This is a genomic window from Micromonospora xinjiangensis (assembly GCF_056150165.1).
Genome location: NZ_JAXCFO010000002.1, coordinates 299,283 through 321,748 on the forward strand (window position 1 = coordinate 299,283; position 22,466 = coordinate 321,748).

At 73.5% G+C, this 22,466-nt stretch carries 29 protein-coding genes; 18 read left to right on the plus strand and 11 right to left on the minus strand.

From position 1 onward, the window contains the following. The first annotated feature begins 27 nt into the window (after positions 1-27). The 5 genes from SM573_RS08170 (at position 28) to SM573_RS08190 (ending at position 3,360) form a co-directional block, all read left to right on the plus strand. A complete protein-coding gene (locus SM573_RS08170; protein ID WP_474615843.1) occupies positions 28-816 on the plus strand; it encodes an LmeA family phospholipid-binding protein in 789 nt (262 codons plus the stop codon). A gap of 93 nt (positions 817-909) precedes the next feature. Beyond that, positions 910-987 (plus strand): Ms5788A family Cys-rich leader peptide, encoded by a 78-nt coding sequence (locus tag SM573_RS08175; RefSeq protein ID WP_311202345.1) that lies wholly within the window; start codon positions 910-912, stop codon positions 985-987. Between the two features lie 206 nt (positions 988-1,193). Then, positions 1,194-2,042, plus strand: a complete 849-nt coding sequence (locus SM573_RS08180) for a sulfurtransferase (RefSeq protein ID WP_474611236.1) — start codon at positions 1,194-1,196, stop codon at positions 2,040-2,042. 3 nt (positions 2,043-2,045) lie between these two features. Continuing rightward, positions 2,046-2,369, plus strand: coding sequence for a DUF1416 domain-containing protein (locus SM573_RS08185; protein WP_474611235.1), 324 nt, complete (start codon positions 2,046-2,048; stop codon positions 2,367-2,369). A gap of 151 nt (positions 2,370-2,520) precedes the next feature. Further along, on the plus strand, positions 2,521-3,360 hold the full coding sequence (locus SM573_RS08190; RefSeq protein ID WP_474611234.1) for a hypothetical protein: 840 nt from the start codon (positions 2,521-2,523) through the stop codon (positions 3,358-3,360). 14 nt (positions 3,361-3,374) lie between these two features. Here the strand turns inward: SM573_RS08190 and SM573_RS08195 are convergent, their stop codons facing one another. The 3 genes from SM573_RS08195 to SM573_RS08205 all read right to left on the minus strand — a co-directional run bounded on the left by SM573_RS08195 (position 3,375) and on the right by SM573_RS08205 (position 6,259). Then, complete coding sequence (locus SM573_RS08195) at positions 3,375-5,417, minus strand: amylo-alpha-1,6-glucosidase (RefSeq protein WP_474611233.1); 2,043 nt, start codon at positions 5,415-5,417, stop codon at positions 3,375-3,377. Then, positions 5,414-5,794, minus strand: coding sequence for an SCP2 sterol-binding domain-containing protein (locus tag SM573_RS08200; protein ID WP_474611232.1), 381 nt, complete (start codon positions 5,792-5,794; stop codon positions 5,414-5,416). The genes SM573_RS08195 and SM573_RS08200 overlap by 4 nt, the downstream gene beginning before the upstream one ends. 90 nt (positions 5,795-5,884) lie before the next feature. Further along, on the minus strand, positions 5,885-6,259 hold the full coding sequence (locus SM573_RS08205; RefSeq protein ID WP_474611231.1) for a DsrE family protein: 375 nt from the start codon (positions 6,257-6,259) through the stop codon (positions 5,885-5,887). Positions 6,260-6,271: 12 nt separating this feature from the next. Between SM573_RS08205 and mtfM the strand changes: the two genes are divergently transcribed. From mtfM to SM573_RS08235, 6 genes are all read left to right on the plus strand, one after another. Continuing rightward, a complete protein-coding gene (gene mtfM, locus SM573_RS08210; protein WP_474611230.1) occupies positions 6,272-6,376 on the plus strand; it encodes a small membrane protein MtfM in 105 nt (34 codons plus the stop codon). 55 nt (positions 6,377-6,431) lie between these two features. Then, the gene (locus SM573_RS08215; protein ID WP_474611229.1) at positions 6,432-7,037 is read left to right on the plus strand and encodes a heme-binding beta-barrel domain-containing protein; all 606 of its coding nucleotides are present in this window, start codon (positions 6,432-6,434) and stop codon (positions 7,035-7,037) included. A 166-nt stretch (positions 7,038-7,203) separates the two neighbouring features. Continuing rightward, on the plus strand, positions 7,204-7,608 hold the full coding sequence (locus SM573_RS08220) for a Fur family transcriptional regulator (protein ID WP_474611497.1): 405 nt from the start codon (positions 7,204-7,206) through the stop codon (positions 7,606-7,608). Then, entirely contained in the window at positions 7,605-8,717 is a 1,113-nt protein-coding gene (gene ygfZ / locus SM573_RS08225; RefSeq protein WP_474611228.1) for a CAF17-like 4Fe-4S cluster assembly/insertion protein YgfZ, read from the plus strand. Before SM573_RS08220 ends, ygfZ begins: the two co-directional genes overlap by 4 nt. 57 nt (positions 8,718-8,774) lie before the next feature. Then, the gene (locus tag SM573_RS08230) at positions 8,775-9,602 is read left to right on the plus strand and encodes a beta-keto acid cleavage family enzyme (protein WP_474611227.1); all 828 of its coding nucleotides are present in this window, start codon (positions 8,775-8,777) and stop codon (positions 9,600-9,602) included. A gap of 93 nt (positions 9,603-9,695) precedes the next feature. Continuing rightward, entirely contained in the window at positions 9,696-10,655 is a 960-nt protein-coding gene (locus tag SM573_RS08235) for an asparaginase (protein ID WP_474611226.1), read from the plus strand. Between the two features lie 99 nt (positions 10,656-10,754). On the opposite strand, the gene SM573_RS08240 is transcribed toward SM573_RS08235, so the two are convergent. Further along, entirely contained in the window at positions 10,755-11,552 is a 798-nt protein-coding gene (locus tag SM573_RS08240; RefSeq protein WP_474615844.1) for an alpha/beta fold hydrolase, read from the minus strand. Positions 11,553-11,665: 113 nt separating this feature from the next. Here SM573_RS08240 and SM573_RS08245 point away from each other — a divergent pair, with 113 nt between their 5' ends. The 5 genes from SM573_RS08245 (at position 11,666) to SM573_RS08265 (ending at position 15,028) form a co-directional block, all read left to right on the plus strand. Then, entirely contained in the window at positions 11,666-12,292 is a 627-nt protein-coding gene (locus SM573_RS08245) for a helix-turn-helix domain-containing protein (protein ID WP_474615845.1), read from the plus strand. Continuing rightward, the gene (locus tag SM573_RS08250; protein ID WP_474615846.1) at positions 12,289-13,008 is read left to right on the plus strand and encodes a hypothetical protein; all 720 of its coding nucleotides are present in this window, start codon (positions 12,289-12,291) and stop codon (positions 13,006-13,008) included. The genes SM573_RS08245 and SM573_RS08250 overlap by 4 nt, the downstream gene beginning before the upstream one ends. A gap of 72 nt (positions 13,009-13,080) precedes the next feature. Beyond that, positions 13,081-13,395 carry a DUF2516 family protein gene (locus SM573_RS08255; protein ID WP_474611222.1) on the plus strand — a complete coding sequence of 105 codons (315 nt, stop codon included), beginning with the start codon at positions 13,081-13,083 and terminating at the stop codon, positions 13,393-13,395. Then, entirely contained in the window at positions 13,392-14,279 is an 888-nt protein-coding gene (locus tag SM573_RS08260; RefSeq protein WP_474611221.1) for an alpha/beta fold hydrolase, read from the plus strand. The genes SM573_RS08255 and SM573_RS08260 overlap by 4 nt, the downstream gene beginning before the upstream one ends. 11 nt (positions 14,280-14,290) lie before the next feature. Further along, on the plus strand, positions 14,291-15,028 hold the full coding sequence (locus SM573_RS08265; RefSeq protein WP_474615847.1) for an alanyl-tRNA editing protein: 738 nt from the start codon (positions 14,291-14,293) through the stop codon (positions 15,026-15,028). 34 nt (positions 15,029-15,062) lie between these two features. Here the strand turns inward: SM573_RS08265 and SM573_RS08270 are convergent, their stop codons facing one another. From SM573_RS08270 to SM573_RS08290, 5 genes are read right to left on the minus strand one after another with little or no spacing between them, the layout of a single operon-like run. Next, positions 15,063-16,043, minus strand: a complete 981-nt coding sequence (locus SM573_RS08270) for a helix-turn-helix transcriptional regulator (protein ID WP_474611219.1) — start codon at positions 16,041-16,043, stop codon at positions 15,063-15,065. Between the two features lie 24 nt (positions 16,044-16,067). Next, positions 16,068-16,709, minus strand: coding sequence for a response regulator (locus SM573_RS08275; protein WP_474615848.1), 642 nt, complete (start codon positions 16,707-16,709; stop codon positions 16,068-16,070). Then, a complete protein-coding gene (locus tag SM573_RS08280) occupies positions 16,706-17,971 on the minus strand; it encodes a sensor histidine kinase (RefSeq protein ID WP_474615849.1) in 1,266 nt (421 codons plus the stop codon). The genes SM573_RS08275 and SM573_RS08280 overlap by 4 nt, the downstream gene beginning before the upstream one ends. Before the next feature lie 11 nt (positions 17,972-17,982). Beyond that, positions 17,983-18,717, minus strand: a complete 735-nt coding sequence (locus tag SM573_RS08285) for an ABC transporter permease (protein ID WP_474611216.1) — start codon at positions 18,715-18,717, stop codon at positions 17,983-17,985. 11 nt (positions 18,718-18,728) lie between these two features. Beyond that, positions 18,729-19,637 carry an ABC transporter ATP-binding protein gene (locus tag SM573_RS08290; RefSeq protein WP_474615850.1) on the minus strand — a complete coding sequence of 303 codons (909 nt, stop codon included), beginning with the start codon at positions 19,635-19,637 and terminating at the stop codon, positions 18,729-18,731. A gap of 154 nt (positions 19,638-19,791) precedes the next feature. Here SM573_RS08290 and SM573_RS08295 point away from each other — a divergent pair, with 154 nt between their 5' ends. Continuing rightward, complete coding sequence (locus tag SM573_RS08295) at positions 19,792-20,583, plus strand: EI24 domain-containing protein (protein WP_474615851.1); 792 nt, start codon at positions 19,792-19,794, stop codon at positions 20,581-20,583. Position 20,584: 1 nt separating this feature from the next. Continuing rightward, entirely contained in the window at positions 20,585-21,100 is a 516-nt protein-coding gene (locus tag SM573_RS08300) for an O-acetyl-ADP-ribose deacetylase (protein ID WP_474615852.1), read from the plus strand. Positions 21,101-21,107: 7 nt separating this feature from the next. Here SM573_RS08300 and SM573_RS08305 read toward each other — a convergent pair whose 3' ends face one another. Then, a complete protein-coding gene (locus SM573_RS08305; protein ID WP_474615853.1) occupies positions 21,108-22,013 on the minus strand; it encodes a GNAT family N-acetyltransferase in 906 nt (301 codons plus the stop codon). Further along, positions 22,006-22,407: a RidA family protein gene (locus SM573_RS08310; RefSeq protein WP_474611496.1), complete on the minus strand. Its 402-nt coding sequence runs from the start codon at positions 22,405-22,407 to the stop codon at positions 22,006-22,008. Before SM573_RS08310 ends, SM573_RS08305 begins: the two co-directional genes overlap by 8 nt. Positions 22,408-22,466: the final 59 nt, after the last annotated feature.

Consider the following 22,466-nt stretch of genomic DNA (forward strand, 5'->3'; position numbering starts at 1 on the left):
GAGGCGGCACAGGGGACAGGAGGCGGCGTGGCCCAGGCCCAACCGGCGTACGTGGAACGCCCCCGGCGGCGCGGGCGCAAGGCGCTCGTCGTGCTCGTCGTGCTGCTCCTGCTGCTGGCCGGGATCCTCGCGATCGCCGACCGGGTGGCCGTGGGCGTGGCCGAGCGGGCCATCGCGGACCAGGTCCGCCAGGAGGTGGCCAAGCAGAACGCCCAGTCCGCGCCCCCCGAGGTCGAGGTCGGCGGCTTCCCGTTCCTGACCCAGGTGCTCGACGGCCGTTACGAACGCATCTCCATCGTGCTGCGCGAGGTGCGCGGCTCGGTGCAGGGGGACGCGATCAGCCTGCCGACGCTCGACGTCGACGCCCGCGACGTCAGCGCCTCCCTCGACACCATCCGCACCGGTCAGGGCGAGGTGGTCGCGCGGACCGTGAACGGCACCGCGACCATCAGCTACGACAGCCTGGCCGCCCTGCTGGACCGTCCCGGCCTGAAGCTCAGCGAGCAGGGCGGCAAGCTCGCCGTCACCGCTCCGCTGGACGTCCTCGGCCAGCAGCTCACCGTCACCGGCACCGCCGAGGTGAGGGTGGGCGAGCAGGGGCAGGTCAGCCTCCGCTTCAACGACCTGGACGCCGAGGGGCTGCCCGACGCGCCACTGGCCCGCACGCTGCTGAACAACTTCGCCCAGGGCATCTCGGTCGATGTGCCGCTGCCCGAGCTGCCGTTCCAGCTCACCGTCCGCGAGGTCCGGCCCATGCCGGAAGGGCTGACGGTCACCGCGGACGCCGCCAACGTGCCGATCAACTCCGCCGGCTGAGGCCACCCGCTCGCGGCCGCGCGCCCGGTGGGCGGTCCCGGATGCTGGTCGCACCGGTGGCGTGGCGGCCCGTGGCTGGTAGGCTGCCTGCTCATGGGGACGCTCCTCACCAAACGGCGCGCGGTCGACCTGTGCCGCGTGGCCACCTGCCTGTGTCGCCCCGTCATCTGACGGCGGGGCTGTCCTCGGCCGCCTGACGCGGCCATCCGCACGCAGGGTCTGCGTACCCTCGAGTGCTCCCACCCATCCGCCCGGCAGCGGCGCCGTCGCACGAACCCGTGATCCGTTCTCACCCATGGGTCCCGCGCGTGGTGCGACACCCACAAATCAATCTCCGCGCGCTGGCTCACCGTCCATCCTCAACAGGGAGTGATCTGATGAGTCGCGACACCGCACTCGTTTCGGCCGACTGGGCCGAGAAGAACCTCGACACCCCGGGCGTCGTCTTCGTCGAGGTCGACGAGGACACGTCGGCGTACGACACCGGCCACATCGCCGGGGCGATCAAGCTGGACTGGAAGACCGATCTGCAGGACCCGGTGCGCCGGGACTTCGTGAACAAGAGCCAGTTCGAGGCGCTCCTCTCCGAGCGCGGCATCGGCAACGACGACACCGTGATCCTCTACGGTGGCAACAACAACTGGTTCGCCGCGTACGCCTACTGGTACTTCAAGCTCTACGGCCACCGGGACGTCAAGCTGCTCGACGGCGGCCGCAAGAAGTGGGAGCTGGACGCCCGTCCGCTGGTCAAGGACGCGGTGACCCGCCCGGCCACCCGCTACGTGGCGCAGGAGCCGGACACCTCGATCCGCGCCTTCCGCGACGAAGTGGTCGACGCCATCGGCACGAAGAACCTGGTCGACGTGCGCTCGCCCGACGAGTACGCGGGCCGCCTGCTCGCCCCCGCGCACCTGCCGCAGGAGCAGGCGCAGCGGGGCGGCCACATCCCGACGGCGATCAGCGTGCCGTGGTCGAAGGCGGCCAACGAGGACGGCACCTTCAAGTCCGACGACGAGCTGCGCAAGATCTACGCCGACGCGGGGCTGGACGACAGCAAGGAGACCATCGCGTACTGCCGGATCGGCGAGCGCTCCTCGCACACCTGGTTCGTGCTCCAGGAGCTGCTCGGGCACCGCAACGTGAAGAACTACGACGGTTCCTGGACCGAGTACGGCTCGCTGGTCGGCGTCCCGGTGGCGCTGGGCGACGAGCCCGGGGAGGCGTGAGCCGTGACCGCACCCACCGCCGCGGGCTGCGCCGCGCCCGACCAGGCCGCGCCGCTGCCGGCCAGCCTGGACCTCGACAAGGAGACCGTCATCACCGGCACCGTCCGCTCCGCCGAGGGCGAGGCCGTGCCGGGCGCGTACGTCCGTCTGCTCGACTCGAGTGGTGAGTTCACCGCCGAGGTCGTGACGTCGGCGGCCGGGCAGTTCCGGTTCTTCGCCGCACCGGGCAGCTGGACGCTGCGCGCGCTCTCCCGGCACGGCAACGGCGACACCGCCGTGACCGCCGGCCGGGGCATCAACGAGGTCTCCGTCACGGTCGCCTCCTGACCCACGCTCTGATCGTCCGCGGCCGGCCACCCGCTCGGGTGGCCGGCCGCGGCGCGTCGGGGAGGACGTCCCGCCGGGGTTCGCCGTCCCGCCGGCGTGGGCGCGGACGACCGCCACCGGGTGGCCGGACGCCGCGTGACACCATGGCCGGGTGAGCGGTGCTGTCCAGACGGGGTACGTCCCGCCGACCGGTCCCGACGCGCCGGCGCGGACCCGGCGGCGCTGGCTCCTGGCGGCGGCCGTCGGGTGGGGGCTGCTGCTCGTCGTGCTGGTGTGGATCTCGGTCCGCGCCGACCCGCCCACCGTTCGCGAACAGCGCACCCTCGCCGAGGCCGGCCGGCTGGTGGACCGGGCCGCGGGAGAGCTCGTCGCGGCCGCCGGTCCCGCGGTGCTGGAGCTGACCCCGCCGGAGGTCGAGCGAGGGTGCCGGGTCACCCCGTTCGTGGAGGGGGCGACCCTCACCCGGGCCGTCGAGGTGGCCGCCGCCTCCGGTGCCGAGCGGGAGCTGTTGGAGGGCATCGCCGACCGGCTGCCGGCGGACTGGCGGGCCGGGGTGCGGATGACTCCCGACGGGCTCCGGTTGCGCGCCGACGCGGGCGAGTTCGTCGCGGTGCGGGGGCGCCCGGCGGGGGAGCGGCGCTTCCGGTTGACCGTCGACACGGGTTGCCGGCCGGTGGGCGACGGCTACGAGCCGGCCACCGCGACGGCCGGCGCCGAGGTGACCGCGCTCGGGGACGCGCTGCGCGCGCTCGGCCTTCCGGCCGCGCCGGCCCCCGAACTGGTCACCGCGCCCTGCCCCGGCGGTGGCGTCGCCCGTACCGCACGTGCCGCCGGCGATCCCGGCCCGGCGGCAGCCCTCGCGCCGCTGGCCACCGGCGGCCCGGTCCTGGCGACCCGCGAGGCGTACGCCTACCGCACCGGCCCGGTCACCGTCCTGGCCGACACCGCGGGGGACCTGCCCCACGTCGCCGCCACCACCGGCTGCCCCTGACGGCTAGGCCCTGGTCAGCGACCGGCGTTGGTGCGGCTGCGGCCGAGCGCGTCCACCTGGCCCCAGCGGCCGGGGATGTCCAACAGTTCGACGCGGCCCATGCCCGGCGGCACGGCCGGATCGATGATCAGATGCTCGCCCTGCGGTTGCAGACCGAGCATGACCCGCAGCAGCAGGAGCGGGGTGCCCGTCGACCAGGCCTGCGGGCTGCACGCCGTCGGGTAGCGCACGGGGTACTCGGTGAGGCGGCGGTCGTAGCCGGCGAACGCCTCGGGCAGCCGGCCGTCGAAGAAGCGGGAGGCGGCGAGCATGGCGTCGCAGATCCGGCCGGCCTCCTCGCGGTAGCCGTACCGCCAGAGGCCCCACGCGATGATCGAGTTGTCGAACGGCCAGACCGTGCCCACGTGGTAACCGATCGGGTTGTACCGGCCCTGGTCCTTCGCGAGCGTCCGGACGCCCCAGCCGGAGAACATCTGCGGCCCGAGCAGGTGCTGGACGATGCGGCCGGCCCGCCCTTCGTCCACGATGCCGCTCCAGAGCAGGTGGCCCATGTTGGAGGCGAGGGCGTCCACCTGCCGGCCGTCCGCGTCGAGGGCGAGCGCGTAGTACTCCCGCTCGGGGATCCAGAAGTCGCGGTTGAACCGCTGCTTCAGCTCCGCGGCCTCGCGTTCGAGGCGGTCGGCGTACGCCGGGTCGTTCCAGAACGTGCGGGCCAGCCGGGCGCCCCGGATCTTCGCGTCGTAGGCGTAACCCTGGAGCTCGCAGGTGGCGCGGGGAAACCCGGGGAGGCGCCCGTCGGCGTAGGAGATGGCGTCCCACGAGTCCTTCCAGCACTGGTTCTGGAGCCCGGTCTCCGGGTTGCGGGTCTGGTACCAGATGTAGCCGGTGCCGAGCAGGTCGCCGTAGGTGTCGATCCAGTCCAGCGCCGCCCGCGCCTGCGATTCGAGCAGCAGCACCGGCTGGCTGTCGCCGGTCCACCGCTCGTACTCGTCGAGCAGGATGACGAAGAGGGGGGTGGAGTCGGCCGAGCCGTAGTACGGCGAGTGCGGTTGCTCCTCGAAGCCGGCCGTCTCGCCGTACCGCAGCTCGTGCAGGATCTTCCCCGGCTCCTCGTCCCGGAAGTCGTCCACCCGGTGCCCCTGCAGACCCCCGAGGATCTGGAGGGTCGGCGGGATCAGCTCGGGCAGGAACGGCAGCACCTGGAGCGAGGTGAAGATGCTGTCCCGGCCGAAGAGGGTCATGAACCACGGCAGCCCGGCGGCGAGCAGCCGGACGCCGAGGGCGATCGACTCGTAGCGCAGCGCGCCGAGGTCGTTGAGGCTGCACCGGTACGCGGTGGCCAACGGCTCGCAGTCGCAGCCGAGCTTCGGCGCCCGTTCGATCAGCTCGTTCTGCTCGGCCGCGATGGTGGCCGCGTCCCGGCTGCCGCCGTACGGCAGGGTGGCCCGGATGTCCTCGCCGCGCGCGCCGTACACGACGGTCGCCACGCGCAGCCGGGTCGTCCACTGGCCGTGCCGGCCGATCCGCAGGCGGAAGGTCATGCCGGCCACGTCGATCTCGGCCGGCTCGCTGGTCACGATCACCACCTCGCGGTGGAAGGCCTCCCGCCGGTAGGTCAGGCGCAGCTCGTTGCCGCTGACCGTGGCGGTCGTCCGGCCCTTCTTCTGCCGAGCGCCCTTGATCTCGAAGAGATCGGCGAAGTCCGCGCCGATGTCGAGCCGCAGCGTGAACTCGACCGCCTCGCCCGAGTGGTTCAGCACGGTCAGCGCCTCGTCGAAGCTGCCGCCGATCGTCCGGCTGCGGATCACCGACACCTTGGCGTCGAGGTAGTGCGTCGGCTCGCCGGGGGCGAGGAAGAAGCGGGTGCGGTAGGACTCCGACTCGTCGATGGAGAGCGCGTGCAGCCGCTCCCCGTTCAGGGTGAGCAGCCAGGTGGAGAGGTAGCGCGTGTCGAAGCTGAAGAGGCCGGTGGGGAAGTCGAAGGAGGGCTCGACGTCACCGCGTCGGTCGGTCACCAGGAACGTGTTGCCGTCCAGGATGCTGACCAGGTCCTTCACGCCAGCCGTCCGGTGTTCTCCCGGGCCACCCGGCGCGGGTCGCGGGTCCCGGGCGGGTCGGGAAAGAACCGCCGGAACGCGAGGAAGAGCACGACGTTGCCGCTGAACGTGCTCTCGTTGCGCAGCACCGCGGCGACGCCCTGCGCCTCCCCCTTCACCATCCGCTCGAAGAGGTCCTCGCTGCTGTACCAGATCGCGTCGGCCGGCCCGCGGTCGCGGCTCACCTCCACCGCTCCGGGGCGCATCCGGACGAGCCAGTGCTCCGTCACGCTTGCCCGGGTGAGGTCGATCTGGAGGGTTCCGCTGACCAGTCCGCGCAGGATCTCGGGGGCACGCGCCGGCAGCGATTCGAAGAACCGCTCGATCGCCTCGCTCACATCAGAATCGTAGGCAGCCACCCGACATATGGGGTCGGTATCGGCAGTCCACGCAGTTCGGGCGCTTCGCGGTCGGCGGCCCGGCCGCTGTCAGTAGACGAGCGCCTGCGCGCCCTCGGCCATCGTCTCCTCGACGAAGACGGCGGCGCCGGCGATCCGTACGCCCGGCAGCACGTCGTCCGGGCCGATGTCCCGCCGGGCCGCGCACTGGGTGCACGCGGTGACCGTCCCGGTGGTCAACAACACGTGCAGCAGCTCGGCCAGCGGGGCGGAGTGCGGCAGCTCGAACTCCTCGGCCCGCCCGGGCAGGGCGAACCAGGTGGACTCGCCGGTCAGCCAGAGCGAGACCTGCACCCCGGCGGCGGCGGCCGTCGCGGCGACCGTGAACGCCTGGGCGCACCGCTCGGGGGCGTCCGCCCCGGCGGTGGCCTTGACGACGAGAGTGCGCGGCATGGAGCCCAGCATAGGATGGCCGCGATGGTTACCGAGATCGGGTTCGTCAGCCTGCTTGTCGCCGGCCTGGGCGCGCTCGCCGGTGGCCTGATCTACCTGGCCGTACGCATGTCGAGAGGTAACTGGTGAGCGCGAGGAGTGTGCCGGGTTTGCGAGCCCCGCAGTCGCGAGCGAAGGAGATCCGGTGAGCGCGAACCCGTCGGACGACAACCCGCTGGAGCCGCCGCCGTGGCTGAACGCGCCGCCGGTCGACCCCTACCCGTACGAGGAGAGTCACGACCTGCGCGTCGGCCCGAAGCTGCACCCGGCCCTGGACGGCTTCCTGCCGTACATCGGGCAGTGGCGCGGCCGGGGGCGGGGCGGTTACCCCACGATCGAGGACTTCGACTTCGCCCAGGAGATCCGGATCAGCCACGACGGGCGGCCGTTCCTGTTCTACGAGTCCCGGGCCTGGATCCTCGACGAGGAGAGCCGGCCGGTGCGCCCGGCGGGCCGCGAGGTCGGCTGGTGGCGGCCGGTGTTCGACGGTGAGCGGGCCACGGACGAGCTGGAGGCCCTCATGACGACCCCGACGGGGGTGATGGAGCTCTACCTCGGGCGGCGCACCGGCACCCAGGTCGAGCTGGTCACCGACGCCGTGGTGCGGACGTCCACGGCCAAGGAGGTGACGGCCGGCCACCGGCTCTTCGGCATCGTCGAGGGCGCGCTGCTCTACGCCCAGGAGATGGCCGCCGTCGGTCAGGGGCTCAACCCGCACCTCTCCGCCCGGCTCATCCGCGTCGGCGGCTGATCTCCTCGCCCTTCGTCGCGAACGGGGTCGACGGGTCCGCCCGGGAGGGCGGCACCCGTCGATCCCATGATCACCGCGTCCCGGGCCGCCCCGGCGAGCGACGTGAGCCGGGACGGGCGTGACGGCGAACTATGATCGGACGGTGTCCGAATCCTCCCTGGCGGAAATGCTCCGCTCCCGTGGGCTGCGGCTGACGGCGCAGCGGCAGCTGATCCTGCAGGCGGTGCTGGACCTCGGCCACGCCACGCCCGAGCAGGTGCACACCGCGGTCCGTGAGGTGGCCGCCGGTGTGAACATCACCACCATCTACCGCACGCTGGAGTTGCTGGAGCGGCTCGGCCTGGTGACCCACACCCACCTCTCGCACGGCTCGCCGACCTACCACGCCGCGGGCGAGCACCAGCACGTGCACCTCGTCTGCCGGGACTGCGGCGCGATCGACGAGGTCGACCCCGATCTGATCCGGCCGCTCGCCGACCAGCTGGCCGCCCAGCGGGGGTTCCGGGTCGACATCGGGCACGTGTCATTCTTCGGCGTCTGCGGCAGCTGCGAGAACGGGGACCAGGAATGATCGACATCGCGGGTGCGGTGGCCGTCGAGAGCATCGACGAGGCCAGCCGGGACCAGCCGGAGCCGGAGCACGCGGCGGCCGGGGTGCGCGGCGTCGCCGCCCACTACGGCGACCCCATGCGGGAGCAGCGCACCCTCGACACCGCGGTCGGCCTGGTGGACCGGTCGCACCGGGGTGTGGTGGCGGTGCCGGGCGAGGATCGCGCCGGCTGGCTGCACACCCTCACCTCGCAGCACCTCGCCGACCTGACCGCGGGCGAGGGTACGGAGCTGCTGGTGCTCTCCCCGCACGGGCACGTCGAGCAGCACGCCATGGTCGCCGAGGACGGCGTCACCACCTGGCTGGACACCGAGCCGGGAGCGACCAGCGGGCTGCTGGCGTACCTGGAGAAGATGCGTTTCTTCAGCAAGGTCGAGCCGCGTGACGCCACCGCCGACCACGCGCTGCTGTCCCTGGTCGGGCCGGAGGCCACCGGGGCGCTCGAGACCCTCGGCGTGACCGGGCTGGCCGCACCCGACCAGGTCGCGGTGCCCGGTCCGAAGTTCCGGCACGGCGAGATGCCGTCGCGGCCCACCGTGCGGTACGCGGTGAAGCCGCTGCCCATCGGTGGCTGGGCCCGGCGGGTGCCGCTCGGAGTGGACCTGCTGGTGCCCCGCGAGGCGATGGGCCAGGTGGTGGAGGAGTTGCACGGCGCGGGGGTGCCGGTCGCCGGGCTCTGGGCGTACGAGGCGATCCGGGTGGCCGCCCGCCGGCCCCGCGTCGGAGTGGACACCGACCACCGGACCATCCCCGCCGAGGTGAACCTGATCGGCTCCGCCGTGCACCTCGACAAGGGCTGCTACCGGGGGCAGGAGACGGTCGCCCGGGTGCACAACCTCGGCCGCCCGCCGCGTCGCCTCGTCCTGCTGCACCTGGACGGGGTGACCACCGACCAGCCGCCGACCGCCGGTGCTCCGGTGACCCTCGACGGCCGCACGGTCGGCTTCGTCGGCACCGCCGTGCACCACCACGAGCTGGGTCAGATCGCCCTCGCCGTGATCAAGCGGAACGTCCCCGAGGACGCCCGTCTCATGATCGACACCGTCGCCGCCGCCATCGACCCCGAGTAGCGGAGGGCCCGGTCGGCGCCGATCGACCCCGGCCGGGGCGGCGTCTAGGATCCGGGCATGACGACAGGGACGTTGATCACGGTTGCCCCCACCGGCGCGGAGTCGGCCAAGGCGGAGGTCCCGGCGCTGCCGGTGACCCTCGACGAGCTGCTGCTCACCGCGAAGGAGTGCGAGGCGCTCGGCGCCGCCGTGATCCACGTCCACATCCGCGACGACGAGGCGAAGCCCACCCTCGACCCGGGCCGGCTGCGGGCGACCGTGGCCGCCCTGCGGGAGAGCACCGACCTGATCGTCCAGCTCTCCTCGGGCGGTGCCGTCACCGACCCGGAGGCCGACCGGCTCGCGGTGCTCGACGCCGCGCCCGACATGGCCTCCTGCACCATGGGCACCGTCAACTTCGGCGACGACGTCTTCCTCAACCGCTGGGAGTTCATCGTCGAGCTGCACACCCGCATGCAGGAGCGGGGGATCGTGCCGGAGTACGAGATCTTCGACCTCGGCCATCTGACGGCGCTCCAGCGCCTGCTCGGCAAGTACGGCCTGCCGCACGGCGGGCACGTGCACGTCGACTTCGTGATGGGCGTACCGGGCGGCATGCCGGGCACCACCGAGACCCTGGTGGCGGCCCGGCAGATGCTGCGCGACCTGCCGGAGGGGACGACCTTCTCCGCCACCGGCATCGGTCGCGCCACCCTGCCCGTCCTGCTGGCCTCCCTGTCGACCGGCGGGCACCTGCGGGTCGGGATGGAGGACACGGTGACGTACGCCAAGGGACGGCCGGTGGAGTCCAACATGCAGTTGGTCGCCCGCGCGGTCGGCTTCGCGCAGCTCGCGCAGCGCCCGCCGCTCACCACCGCGGAGGCCCGCGCGCTGCTCGGCCTGTAAGGCCGGTCCCGGTCGCCACTCCTGTCACAGATTCCCGGAGGACCTGGTCACCCGACGGACGGTCACCCCTGGTCCGTCGGTACCGTCCACACCGTGGGAAAGACGTACGAGGGCGGCGCGCCGCTCGCCGAGGTGGTCCGGTCGGAGTTCGTCGAGGGTGTGCACCGCGGCTCGGTCGTGGTGCTGGACGCGTCGGGGGCGACGGTCGCCGCCACCGGTGACGTCACCTCCGCGATATTCCCCCGCTCGTCCAACAAGCCGATGCAGGCGATCGGGATGCTCCGTGCCGGCCTGCCGCTGACCGACCCGGCCGACCTGGCGATCGTCTCGGCAAGTCACGCCGGTGAGGACTTTCACCTGGCCCGGGTCGGCGCGCTGCTGATCCGGGCCGGACTGGACGAGTCGGCGCTGCACTGCCCGCCGGACCTGCCCGTCGGCGAGGCGGCGCGGGAGGCGGTGCTGCGCGCCGGAGGTGGGCCGACCCGGGTGCAGATGAACTGCTCCGGCAAGCACAGCGGCATGCTGCTGACCTGCCTCGCGGCGGGGTGGCCGGTGGACGGCTACTGGCGACCGGAGCACCCGTTGCAGCAGCGCCTGCGTGCGGCGGTCGAGGAGTTCGCCGGGGAGGAGGTGTCGGCCGTCGGTGTCGACGGCTGCGGCGCCCCGGTGCTGGCGATCTCGCTCACCGGGCTGGCCGGCGCGTTCCTGCGGCTGGTCTCGGCACAGGAGGGCTCGCACCCGCGGTCGGTGGCCGACGCGATGCGCGCGCACCCGGAGATCGTCGGTGGTACCCAGGCCGACGACACCCGGCTGATGCGCGGGATTCCGGGCCTGCTCGCGAAGGTCGGCGCGGAGGGCGTGATCGCCGCGGCGCTGCCGGGTGTCGGCGCGGTGGCCCTGAAGATCGACGACGGCGCCGCCCGCGCCCGGATGCCGGTGCTGGTCTCCGCGTTGCGCCGCCTGAACGTCGACGCTCCGGTGCTCACCGAGTACGCCGAGGTGCCGCTCTTCGGCGGGGGCGTCCCGGTCGGCGCGGTCCGGCCGCTCTGGTAACCGCAGCCACCGGATTACCAATGCGCGCCGAGGCCACCACTTCCCGGAAGTGGTGGCCCCGGCCCGTCCCGGCCCGTCGACAGGCGGGTGTCCCCCGGCTCAGGCCAGGAAGTCGAGCAGCGCCTTGTTGACGGGCTCCGGGCGCTCCAGCGGCGCGAGGTGGGCGGCGCCCGGCACGTCCGGCATCCGTACGCCCCGGGGTGCCTCGGCCGCGAGCCGGTCGGCGAGGCGGCGGAGGTCGGCGACGTCCTCGGTGCCGGTCCCCGCGAGCACGGGTACGGCCAGCTCGTGGAGGCGGTCGACCGCCGGCGGGTCGAGTTCGCCGACCTCGACGGCGCTGAGCGCCAGCTCCGCGGCGAGCGCCCGCTGGTCCATCGCCTCGGCGAAGCGGATCAGGTCGGGGTCGACGTCCTCCGGACGGCGGCCCGGGCCCACCACCCAGAACCGCACCTCGGCGGCAGCGGTGGCGGTGAAGTCCTCCGGGTCCGGTTCTCCGGCCAGCTCCTCCCAGAGCTGCTCGGTCTCCTCGGACCACTCGTGACCCGAGACGGGCGCGCCGAAGAGGGCCAGCGCCGACACGCGCTCGGGGTGGGCCAGCGCGGTGTCCACCGCGACCCGGCCGCCGAACGAGCAGCCGACCAGCGTCGCCCGGGGCAGGCCGAGCGCGTCCAGCAGCCCCACGACGTCGTCGTGGTGGGCGAACGGCGCCGGCGGCAGCTCGGACTCGCCGTAGCCGCGCAGGTCCAGGGCGATCACCCGGTGCCGGGCCGCGAGCGCGCCGATCTGGGCCCGCCACATGCGTCGATCCGCGATGCCGGCGTGCAGCAGCACCACAGGGCTGCCCTCGCCGACGTCGTCGTACGCCAGCACGGCGCCGTTCACTTCGATCTTGGTCATCGGTGGAAGGTACGCAGGGGGCGACCACGTACGCAAGGGCGTGGATGAGACGTCGCTAACTCTGGCTAGCATTCCGCTTGCAGCAGCTAGCAGAGCGGGCTACCGTCGGACGCATGGCCACTGGTAAGGAGCTTCCCGACATCGGCGGGTTCATTCGTGACCTGCGGCGCAACGCGAAGATCTCGCTGCGCCAGCTCGCCGAGCAGGCAGGGGTCAGCAACCCCTACCTCAGCCAGATCGAGCGGGGCCTGCGCAAGCCCAGCGCCGAGGTGCTCCAGCAGATCGCCAGCGCGCTGCGCGTCTCCACTCCGGCCATGTACCTGCGGGCCGGGCTGCTCGACGACAAGGAGGGCCAGGGCGTGCTCGCCGCCATCGCCGTGGACCCCGACCTGACCATGGCCCAGAAGCAGTCCCTGAGCCAGATCTACGAGACCTTCCGCCGGGAGAACACCCGGCTCGCCGAGGCGACCGCCGCGGCGAACGCGAACCAGGAGGCGCCGGCCGCGGGCGCGTCCGCCGCGCCCACGGAGCCCACCACTCCCACCGAGTCGGCCGCGCTGGTCAACCCCGCGGCCACCGGACCGACCACACCGGAGGGCACCCCGACCGAGGCCGTCCTCGAGTCGGTCGCCGTCACCGAGGCCGGTGCGGCGCCCGCCCCGCCGAGCACCCCCGAGAACAAGGCCGCCGGCAGCGCGGCCCCGAAGGCCGCGGAGTCGGCCGAGGAGGAGAAGGCATGACCCAGCCGAAGACCAACCGCATTCCGGCCCCGATCTACGCCGCCGCCGGCGCCGGCGAGCTGGCCCTCCAGCAGCTGCGCAAGCTGCCCGCCGTGGTCAGCGACCTCGGCAGCAAGGTCGTCACCGACCTGGGCACGAAGGCCGTGGTGACCGGCGTCGAGCTGCGCGAGAAGGCCAACGAGACGCTGCGCACCGCCACCGCCCTGCGGGAGAAGGCCGCCGCGGGCGACCTCGACCTCAACCGGCTGCGCGAGGTGACCGACCTGGACAGGCTGCGCGAGGTCGCCGACCTCAACAAGCTGCGTGAGGTCGCCGACCTGGACAAGCTGCGCGCGGCGGCCACCCGCAACGCCGCCGTCGTGGTGGCCGGCGCCCAGGTCGCCCAGGAGCGGGCGCTGGCCGCGTACGGTGCGCTGGTCGCCCGGGGCGAGCGGGTCGTCGGCACCGGCGTCCTGGAGGCCGCCGAGACCGTGAACGCCGACATCGAGGCGACCGAGGCCGACACCGCCCCGGCTGCCGCCGTCGCGAACCCGGCCGAGGCGACCGCCCCGGCCGAGGTGCCGAGCCCGACCGAGGTGGCGAAGGCCGTCGAGGCCAGGCCGGCCGCCGTCCGGAAGCCGCGGGCCACGAAGGCCACGAAGGCGGTCAAGGCGGGCGACACCCCGTCGGCGAAGCTGCCCCGGGCCACCAAGCGGACCCGCCCGGCCGCCGAGTAAGACCTTCGCACCGGCGACCCCGGAGGCGTCCTTGTCGGACGTATCCGGGGTCGCCGACATAAGCTTGCCGTCATGGCCTACGCCGCGCCGATCTTCGCCTTCGAAGTCCGCTACGTGATCGAGCTGATCCTGCTCGTCTTCGCGCTGATCATCGAGGGGGTCGCCCTGGTGCACGCCATCACCCAGCGGTCCGACGCCTTCAACGCCATCGGCACCCTGCCCAAGGGCGGCTGGATCGCGATCCTCGCCGTCTGCCTCGTGCTGACCCTGATCGGGTTCGGCCCGATCAGCCTCTTCGGACTGATCGGCATCGCGGCCGCACTCATCTACCTGCTCGACGTACGGGTCGGCCTGCGCGACCTGAGCGACGGCAGAGGGTTCTGGTGAGGAGCTTCCGCTGGCCGCCCCCGCCGGACGGCGGGCCCCGCACCTGGGGCCCGGGTCCCGGTGGCCCGCGCACCGGCCGTCCCGCGCTGCCCGAGCCGGAGACCGAGCTGGTCGCCACGCCGCACGGTGTGCGCCTCGAACGGCTTATCACCGGCGCCGGTGACCCGGTCACCCTCTTCGCGCACGGGCTCGGCAACGGCATCGCCACCACCCGGCCGTTCGGCAGCGGTGTCACCGGCCGGAGGGTCTTCTTCCAGTTCCGGGGCCACGGCCGGTCGGACGCGCCGCCCGGCCCGTGGAGCTACGCCGACCTCGCGCGGGACGTCCGCGCCATGGCCGACCTGAGCGGAGCGACCCGCGCGTTCGGCGCCAGCCTCGGCGCCGGCGCCCTGTGCCGGCTGCTCGCGGAGAGCCCCGAACGCTTCGAACGGCTGGTCTTCTTCCTGCCCGCGGTGCTCGACCGGCCGCGCGCCGAGGCCGCCCGGCAGCGGCTCACCCTGCTGCTGGAGGCCGTGGAGAGCGGCGACGCGTCGGCGGTCGCGGAGGTGGTGGGGCACGAGCTGCCGCCCGCCGTACGCAACACGCCGGCCGGCTGGGCGTACCTGCGCCAGCGCCTCGACCAGCTCCTCCGCGACGGGCTCGCCCCCGGCCTGGCCGACCTCCCCGAGCAGGTCGCGCTGCCGGACGTCACCGCCCTGGCCGCGGTCACCGCACCCGCGCTGGTCATCGGGTGCGCCGGCGACGACCTGCACCCGGTCGAGGTGGCCGAGCAGCTCGCGGTCGCGCTTCCCGCGGCCACCCTGCACGTGTACGACCGGCCGGGCGTGCTCTGGACGGAACGCGCCGACCTGCGCAGCCGGATCTCGACGTTCCTGAACGAGTAACCTGCCCTGACATGGGTGTCACACATCACGGCCGGACGCACCGGCTGGACCTCGCCGACCCGACGCTGCGGGAGTGGGAGTGCACGGTGCTGCACGCCGACCCCGAGCAGGGCATCGTCCTCGACCGATCGGCCTTCTACCCGGGCGGCGGTGGGCAGCCACCGGACCACGGCGTCCTGCTCTGGCAGGGCGTACAGACCCGGATCGTCGGCACGCGCAAGGGCGACGACCTCTGGCTGATCCCGGCCGAGGGCGACCCGCTGCCCCCGGCCGGCACCACCGTGACCGGCGCCGTGGAGGACGACCGGCGCACCCGGTTGATGCGTACCCACTCCGGTCTGCACGTGCTCTGCGGCGTGGTCTTCCGCGACTTCGGCGCGCTGGTCACCGGCGGCAACATGGAGCCCGGCGAAGCCCGGATGGACTTCAACCTCCCCGAGGTGCCGACCGACTTCAAGACCCGGATCGAGGAGCTGGTCAACGCCGAGGTGGCGGCGGATCGCGCGGTCGCGGTCCGGGTGCTGCCGCGGGCGGAGGCGCTGGCGTTGCCGGACATCATCCGCACCCAGTCCAACCTCATCCCGCCGGACGAGCAGGAGGTGCGGATCGTCGACATCGTGGGGCTGGACGTCCAGGCCGACGGCGGCACCCACGTCGCCTCCACCGCCCACATCGGCAAGGTGCAGGTCGTGAAGGTGGAGAGCAAGGGGCGGGCCAACCGCCGCGTCCGCATCCGCCTGGTCGACTGAGGACGGCTCCCGGCCGCGGTGCTCGCCGGCCCGCTCAGGCGGGTGGGCCGGCGTAGAGCAGGCTCATCCGGGCGACGGCGTCCGCCATCTGCGCGCGCAGCTCCGGTGGGTCGAGCACCTCCACCTCGGGGCCGAGCGTGAGCAACTGGGCGTACGCCACGTCCACTTCCTCGACGGGCAGCCGCAGCACCACCCGCCCGTGCGCGTCGGGGCCTTCGGCGGCCGCGACGGCCTCGTCGTACACGAAGGGCGCGTCGACGAGGTGGCGGAGCCGGCGCAGGCCGGCGGAGCTCAACCGCAACGTCACCTCGGCGCGGAGCATGCTCCGCAGGAACGCCTCGGCCTGCTCCCGCCAGTAACCGGACAGGTCGAAGCTCTCGTCCCGGTCGAAGGTCTCCTCCGCGACCTGGACGTCGCCGACCCGGTCCACCCGGTACGTCCGGTAGCCGTCGCCGACCCGGCCGACGAGGTACCAGGTCCCGCTCTTGAGGACCAGCCCGTACGGGGCCACGTCCCGGGTGACCTCCCGGTCGCCGCGCCGGTAGCGGATCCGCACCATCCGGTCGCGCCAGACCCCCTCGGCGAGCTCGGCGAGCCACGGCGGCGGCCCGGCGTCCCGGAACCAGCCCGGCACGTCCAGGTGGAACCGCTGCCCGGTCCGGGCGGGCGCGTCGCGCAGGCTCGGCGGCAGCGCGGCGAGCACCTTCAGCTCGGCGGACGCGACCGCGTCGGCGAGCCCCATGTCGCCGGCCGGCCCGGGCAGCCCGGCGAGGAAGAGTGCCTCCGCCTCGTCCCGGCTCAGCCCGGTCAGCCGGGTGCGGTAGCCGCCGAGCAGGCGGTACCCGCCGGTGCGGCCCCGGTCGGCGTAGACCGGCACCCCGGCGGCGGAGAGTGCCAGCACGTCCCGGTAGACGGTCCGCTCGGAGACCTCCAGCTCTCGGGCCAGTTCGGCCGCGGTCATGGTCTCGCGCGACTGGAGGAGCAGCACCAACGAGATCAACCGGGACGCCCGCACGGGTCCATCCTGCCCCGACCCCGGTCACCGACCACCGGGGGTGAGCAGACCCCGGTCGTACGCGGCGGCCACGGCCGCGGCCCGGTCGTTGACCCCGAGCTTCGCGTAGACGTGCAGCAGGTGGGTCTTGACGGTCGCCTCGCTGATGAACAGTCGGGCCGCCGTCTCCCGGTTGGACGAACCGCGGGCCACCAGGGTGAGCACCTCCAGCTCGCGCTGGCTCAGCGGCTCCTCGACGGGCGCCCGCAACCGTCCCATGAGCCGCCCGGCCACACTGGGGGAGAGCACCGACTCGCCCCGCGCGGCGGCCCGCACCGCCCGGACCAGCTCCTCCCGCGGCGCGTCCTTGAGCAGGTAACCGGTGGCGCCCGCCTCGACGGCCGGCAGCACGTCCGCGTCCGTGTCGTACGTGGTGAGCACCAGCACCTTCGCGCTGCTGCCGGCGCGGGCCAGCCGGCCGATGGCGGTCACCCCGTCCATGCCGGGCATCCGCAGGTCCATCAGCACCACGTCCGGTCGCAGGTGGGCCGCCAGGGCGAGCGCCTCCGCGCCGTCGCCGGCCTCGCCGACCACCTCGAAGCCCGGATCGCCGGTGAACATGCCCCGCAACCCGTCCCGCACCACCGGGTGGTCGTCGACGATGAGCAGCCGTACGGGCGGGGTCAACCGGCACCTCCGGGAAGCGCGGGTACGGACGCCGAGACGGCGGTGCCGCCGCCCGGCTCACTCTCGACGGCCAGGTCGCCACCGACCCGGGCGACGCGCTGCCGCATGGCGGTCAGCCCGTAGCCGCCCTCCGCGCCGCGCGTCGGTCGGTCGGCGACGTCGAAGCCCACTCCGTCGTCGCGTACGTCGAGCGTGACCACGTCACCCATGTACGACAGGGTCAGCCCGACCCGGGACGCCTTGGCGTGCCGGCCCACGTTGGCCAGCGCCTCCTGGGCGGCCCGGAGCAGGGTCACCTCGACCTCCGGGTGCAGCGGTCGGGCGTCTCCGGTCACGCGCACCTCCACGCGCACCTCGGTGATCGTCGACCACCGCCCGGTCAGCTCGGCGAGCGCGTCGGGCAGCCGGGCGGACTCCAGCGCCTCGGGGCGGACGGCCCGCACCGACCGGCGCGCCTCGGTGAGGCTCTCGCGGGCCAGGGCGATCGCGGTGTCCACGTGCCGCTGCCAGTCGGCCCGCCGGTCGCGGGCCTGCCCGGCCGCCTCCAACTGGGTGATGATGCCGGTGAGGCCCTGCGCGAGGGTGTCGTGGATCTCCCGGGCCATCCGCTGCCGCTCGTCGATCACCCCGGCCTCCCGCGCCTGGGTGAGCAGTTGGGCGTGCAGACCCTCGTTCTCCCGCATCGTCTCGGCCAGCCGGCGGTTCGCCTCGGCCAGCTCCTCGACCAGCCGCTTGCGGTTGGCGTGCTGCCGCTCGGCGATGGTGCTGAACCAGATCATCCCACCGGCGGCGCCCAGGTTGAACAGCACCAGCACGCCCCAGAGCAGCCAGTGCGACCGGGAGACCGGCAGGCCGCCGCCCTGCGCGGTGGCCGCCAGGACGGCCGACACGGCCACCCCGGCGAACCGCCAGTTGCCGGGCAGCAGCAGCGAGTGCAGGAAGCCGGCCCAGCTGAAGAAGCCGTACCAGGGGCTGATCAGCACCAGCACGGCGCTGAGCACGAGCAGCCCGACGTAGTAGACGACCATCAGCGTGCGCCGGGTCACCCAACCCGGGTGGAGGTTGACGAACCAGGCGATCCAGCACGCCGCGGCAGCGGCGACGAGCAGGTGCGGGGCCAGGGGGAGACCCAGCGGAGCCGGCGCCGCCGTGGTCAGCAGCGCCCCGACGCCCAGCCCCACGTACGGGAGCACCCGGTGCAGGTGCGCCTCCCGGGTCTCCCAGGCCGACAGCCGGTCGACCTGTTCGGCGGTGCTGGCCATCGGACCCCCGCTCATTCCCAGCGGAACAGCTTCGCCGCCGCCGTACCCGCGAGCAGGGCGACTGCCGCCATTATCGCCAGGTGCAGCGGTTGCGGGGCATCGGTGGTCCAGGCGTCGAGCAGCGCCTGCACGCCGGGCGGCGTGTAGTCGCCGATCCGCACCAGGAACTCCGGCAGCAGGAACCGGGGCACGTACACCCCGCCGAAGAACATGACCACCAGGAACAGCGGCACGGCCAGTGCCTGCGCGGCCTTGGCCGTACGGGCCACCGCCGCCACCAGCAGCCCCAGCGCCAGCAGGGCCGCGGTGCCGAGGACGAGGGCCAGCGCGAAGCCCAGCGGGTGTCGGGGCAGTGGCACGTCGAACGCCAGCCACCCGACCGCGACGAGCAGCACGGCACTGACGAGGATGGTGGCGAGTGCGATGACCAGCTGGGCGGCCAGCAGCGCGGCCGGGTTGGCCGGGGTGGTGGCCAGCCGGCGCAGCACCCCGCGCTCCCGGTAGGTGGCCAGCACCGTGGGCAGGATGTTCACCCCCGTCATGGCGAGTGTGATCACCAGTAGCGAGGGGGCGAAGTACTGGATGAACGACAGGTCACCGAACTGCGCCTCCGGTTGGCGTCCGGCCGGGATCAGCCCGAACACCGCCAGCAGCGCGAGTGGCAGCACGACGGTGACGAGTGGCGCGGCGAAATCACGCAGGTAGAGTCTCGTCTCAATCTTGAGGATCTGCCCGAAGGCGCGCATGTCCTGCTCCCTCACTCGGCGGGCCGGTGCCCGGTCAGCTCGACGAAGGCGTCGTCGAGGGTGGACTGCTCCAGCCGCAGCTCGGCGGCGATGATCTGATTGCGGGCGAGCACCGAGGTGACCGCGTGCAGCACGTCACCGGTGCCGGTCACCACCACCTGGCCACCGCTGCGGTGCACGGCGGTGACCTCGGGCAGGTCGGTGAAGAGCCGGTCGTCCACCGGGGCGGACGGCCGGAACCGGATCCGCTGCTCGGGTGCCACGGCAGACACCAGGCCGGCCGGGCTGTCGAGCGCGACGACCCGTCCCCGGTCGATCACGGCGACCCGGTCGCAGAGCCGTTCCGCCTCCTCCATGAAGTGGGTGACCAGCACGATCGTCACCCCGCTGTCCCGCACCTGCTCGATGAGCGCCCAGGTGTCCCGCCGGGCCTGCGGGTCCAGCCCCGTGGTCAACTCGTCGAGGATGGCGATCCTCGGGTTGCCGACCAGCGCGAGCGCGATGGAGAGCCGCTGCTTCTGGCCGCCGGAGAGCTTCTTGTACGCGGTGTTCCGCTTGTCACCCAGCCCCAGCTTCTCCATGATGGCCACCGGATCGGCCGGATCGCGGTAGAACGAGGCGTACAGCTCCAGCGCCTCGGCCACGCGCAACCGGTCGGGCAGCTGGCTCTCCTGGAGTTGCACGCCGACCCGCTGGCGCAGCCGGGCTCCGTCCCGGCGGGGGTCGAGCCCGAGGACCGACACCCCGCCCCCGTCCGGGATCCGGAGCCCGGCGACGCACTCCACGGTGGTGGTCTTGCCCGCGCCGTTCGGCCCGAGGATCCCGAAGATCTCGCCGGCCTCCACCGCGAACGACACGTCGTCGACGGCCACCAGATCGCCGTACCGCTTGTGCAGGTTGGTCACCTCGATGACCGGCATCACGCCACCCTTCGCCGTGGAGTTGGTACCCGTCCAGCGTGGCGGCGGCGCCTCGGCGACGGATCGACCGCGTGGCGATCACGTCGGCGGACCCCGGTTGACCTCCCCGATCCGTCAACCGGTTGATGTGCGGGCAGCCGTTAGGCTTCGCCTCGTGGACGTGACCGGCATCGCCCGCCCCGTGACCGGGGCCGCCAGCCGTTTCCTCTCCGGCGCGGGGCTGCTGCTGCGGGGCATCGGGCTCTACGTCCGCAGCCCGAAGCTGATGCTGCTCGGCGTCGTGCCGGCCCTGATCTCCGGCGCGCTCTACCTCGCGGCGTTCGCCGTCCTGGTGTGGTTCGTCGACGACCTGGCGTCACTGGTCACCCCGTTCGCCGACGACTGGTCGACGGCCTGGCGCAACCTGCTCCGGGTGGTCGCCGGGCTCGCGATCCTGGGGCTCGGCGGTCTGCTCGGCGTGGTCACGTTCACCGCGGTCACCCTGGTCATCGGCGACCCGTTCTACGAGGCGATCTCCGAGCGGGTCGAGGAGCGGCTCGGCGGCGCCGCGGGCACCGTGGACGTGCCGTTCTGGGCGTCGCTGCGCCGCAGCCTCGCCGACTCCGTACGCCTGGTGGCGCTCTCCGCGCTGGTCGGCATCCCGCTCTTCCTCGCCGGCTTCATCCCGCTGGTCGGCCAGACCGTGGTGCCGGTCGTCGGGGCTGCGGTGGGTGGCTGGTTCCTCGCCGTCGAGCTGGTCGGCGCGCCCTTCTACCGGCGCGGGATGCGCCTGCCGGAGCGGCGGGCGCTGCTGAAGGCGGACCGGCCCACCGCGCTCGGCTTCGGCGTGGCGGTGTTCCTCTGCTTCCTCATCCCGCTGGGCGCGGTGCTCGTCATGCCGGCCGCCGTGGCCGGCGCCACCCTGCTGGCCCGCCGCGCGCTCGGCCAGCCCATCGAGGAGCACTGACATGGAGATCGTCCTGGTCGAGGGGGACATCACCGCCCAGCGGGTGGACGCGATCGTCAACGCCGCAAACTCGTCCCTGCTCGGCGGCGGTGGGGTGGACGGCGCCATCCACCGCCGGGGCGGACCGGAGATCCTGGCGGAGTGCCGCGCCCTGCGCGCCTCCCGCTACGCCGACGGCCTGCCCACCGGCCAGGCCGTCGCGACGACCGCCGGCCGGCTACCGACCCGCTGGGTGATCCACACCGTCGGGCCGGTCTGGTCGGCGAGCGACGACCGCTCCCCGCTGCTGCGCGACTGCTACGCCAACAGCCTCCGGGTGGCCGACGAGCTGGGCGCCGCGACGGTCGCCTTCCCGCTGATCTCGGCCGGCGTCTACGGCTGGCCGCTGGCGGACGCCGTACGGCAGGCGCTGACCGTGCTGCGCGCGGCCGGGCCGGCACGGATCACCGAGGCGCGGCTGGTGCTGTTCGGAGCCGACACGTACGCGGCCGCCGAGCGGGTCACCCGGGCGGGCTGACGCCGGCTCAGTCCAGGTCGCGCAGGCACGACCACTGGGCGGCCACCGGCCGGTAGCCGAGCCGGGTGTTGACGGCGAGCATCGGCGCGTTCGCCTCGTCGTTCGAGGTGTACGCCATCCGCACGCCGTTCTCGGCCGCCCGGCGCAGCGCGACCGTCTTGACCAGCCGGGCGAGCCCCCGCCCCCGGTGCTCGGGGAGCGTGGCCGTCATGTCCGACCACATGCGGTCGCCGTCGCGCTTGACGATGCTGAACGCCACCACCTCGCCGTCCACCTCCGCCGCCGTGCTGGCGGCCCGGTCCAGGCCCAGGTTCTCCCAGACGTCGTGACGCCAGACCTCGTAGCTGACCGCGTCGGAGGGCACGTCACCCGGCTCGTCGGCCGCCGCGGTGATCTCCGCCCGGTACATGCGCCGCGGATCCAGTTCGGTCAGCGGCAGCAGCCGTACGCCGGGCGGCGTCACCGGTGCCGGCGGGGCCGGACGCAGGTCGAGTGCCGAGTAGCGCACCTCGCGGCTGGGCGTGAAACCGTGCCGGCGGGCGAACGGCAGGGACTCCTCCAGCGCCCAGGTGCGGACGCGGCGCGCGCCGAGCGGGCGGAGGTGGCCGAGCGCCGCCTCCAGCAGGGCCGTGCCGGTGCCTCGGCCACGGTGCCCGGGATGCGTGTGCAGCAGCGAGACCTCGCCGAAGTCGGGCTCGGACGTCCGCACGTTCCGGTACGCCGACACCCAACCCACCAGATGGTCGCCGGCCTCGGCCACGAACGCCGTCCACTCCTCGCCGGGCGGTGGCTCGGCGATCATCGTCCGGGTGGACTCCACCCCGCGCACGAGGTACGGGTAGACGAGTGCGCGCAGCGCGACCACGGCCGGGGCGTCGTCGGGCCGGGCGGTGCGGATCCGTACCTCAGGCACCGGCGCGCACCGCCGCGACCGCCTCGACCTCGACGAGCTGGTCCGAGTAGCCGAGCACGGCCACCCCGAGCAGGGTGCTCGGCGGCTCGTGGTCGCCGAACGCGTCCCGGACCACCTCCCAGACCGCGACCAGATCCGCCTGCTCCGTGGAGGCGACGTAGACGGTCGTCTTGACCACGTCGGCGAGGCCGGCGCCGGCCGCCGCGAGCGCCACCTTCAGATTGGCCATCACCTGGCGTGCCTGCGCGGTGTGGTCGCCCGGCGCGACGGTCCGCCCCTCGTCGTCGAGCGGGCAGGCGCCGGCCGTGAAGACCAGCCGGGTCTCGGGTTCGACGGTGGCGGCGTAGGCGTACTCGGCCACGTCGGAGAGCGCGGGCACGGGGATGAGGCGCAGGGCTGCGGTCACGCGCGGGACGGTACCGCCGTTCCGACGTCGCCTCGACCGAATATCGC

Bases quoted from the DNA above. Each gene is read 5' to 3' on its own strand.
- SM573_RS08280 (WP_474615849.1), bottom strand. From the start codon at position 17,971: ATGGCCAGCACCGCCGAACAGGTCGACCGGCTGTCGGCCTGGGAGACC.
- SM573_RS08300 (WP_474615852.1), top strand. From the start codon at position 20,585: ATGGAGATCGTCCTGGTCGAGGGGGACATCACCGCCCAGCGGGTGGAC.
- SM573_RS08180 (WP_474611236.1), top strand. From the start codon at position 1,194: ATGAGTCGCGACACCGCACTCGTTTCGGCCGACTGGGCCGAGAAGAAC.
- SM573_RS08230 (WP_474611227.1), top strand. From the start codon at position 8,775: ATGACGACAGGGACGTTGATCACGGTTGCCCCCACCGGCGCGGAGTCG.
- SM573_RS08175 (WP_311202345.1), top strand. From the start codon at position 910: ATGGGGACGCTCCTCACCAAACGGCGCGCGGTCGACCTGTGCCGCGTG.
- ygfZ (WP_474611228.1), top strand. From the start codon at position 7,605: ATGATCGACATCGCGGGTGCGGTGGCCGTCGAGAGCATCGACGAGGCC.
- SM573_RS08285 (WP_474611216.1), bottom strand. From the start codon at position 18,717: ATGCGCGCCTTCGGGCAGATCCTCAAGATTGAGACGAGACTCTACCTG.
- mtfM (WP_474611230.1), top strand. From the start codon at position 6,272: ATGGTTACCGAGATCGGGTTCGTCAGCCTGCTTGTCGCCGGCCTGGGC.
- SM573_RS08220 (WP_474611497.1), top strand. From the start codon at position 7,204: ATGCTCCGCTCCCGTGGGCTGCGGCTGACGGCGCAGCGGCAGCTGATC.
- SM573_RS08290 (WP_474615850.1), bottom strand. From the start codon at position 19,637: ATGCCGGTCATCGAGGTGACCAACCTGCACAAGCGGTACGGCGATCTG.
- SM573_RS08205 (WP_474611231.1), bottom strand. From the start codon at position 6,259: ATGCTGGGCTCCATGCCGCGCACTCTCGTCGTCAAGGCCACCGCCGGG.
- SM573_RS08250 (WP_474615846.1), top strand. From the start codon at position 12,289: ATGACCCAGCCGAAGACCAACCGCATTCCGGCCCCGATCTACGCCGCC.
- SM573_RS08265 (WP_474615847.1), top strand. From the start codon at position 14,291: ATGGGTGTCACACATCACGGCCGGACGCACCGGCTGGACCTCGCCGAC.
- SM573_RS08245 (WP_474615845.1), top strand. From the start codon at position 11,666: ATGGCCACTGGTAAGGAGCTTCCCGACATCGGCGGGTTCATTCGTGAC.
- SM573_RS08240 (WP_474615844.1), bottom strand. From the start codon at position 11,552: ATGACCAAGATCGAAGTGAACGGCGCCGTGCTGGCGTACGACGACGTC.
- SM573_RS08255 (WP_474611222.1), top strand. From the start codon at position 13,081: ATGGCCTACGCCGCGCCGATCTTCGCCTTCGAAGTCCGCTACGTGATC.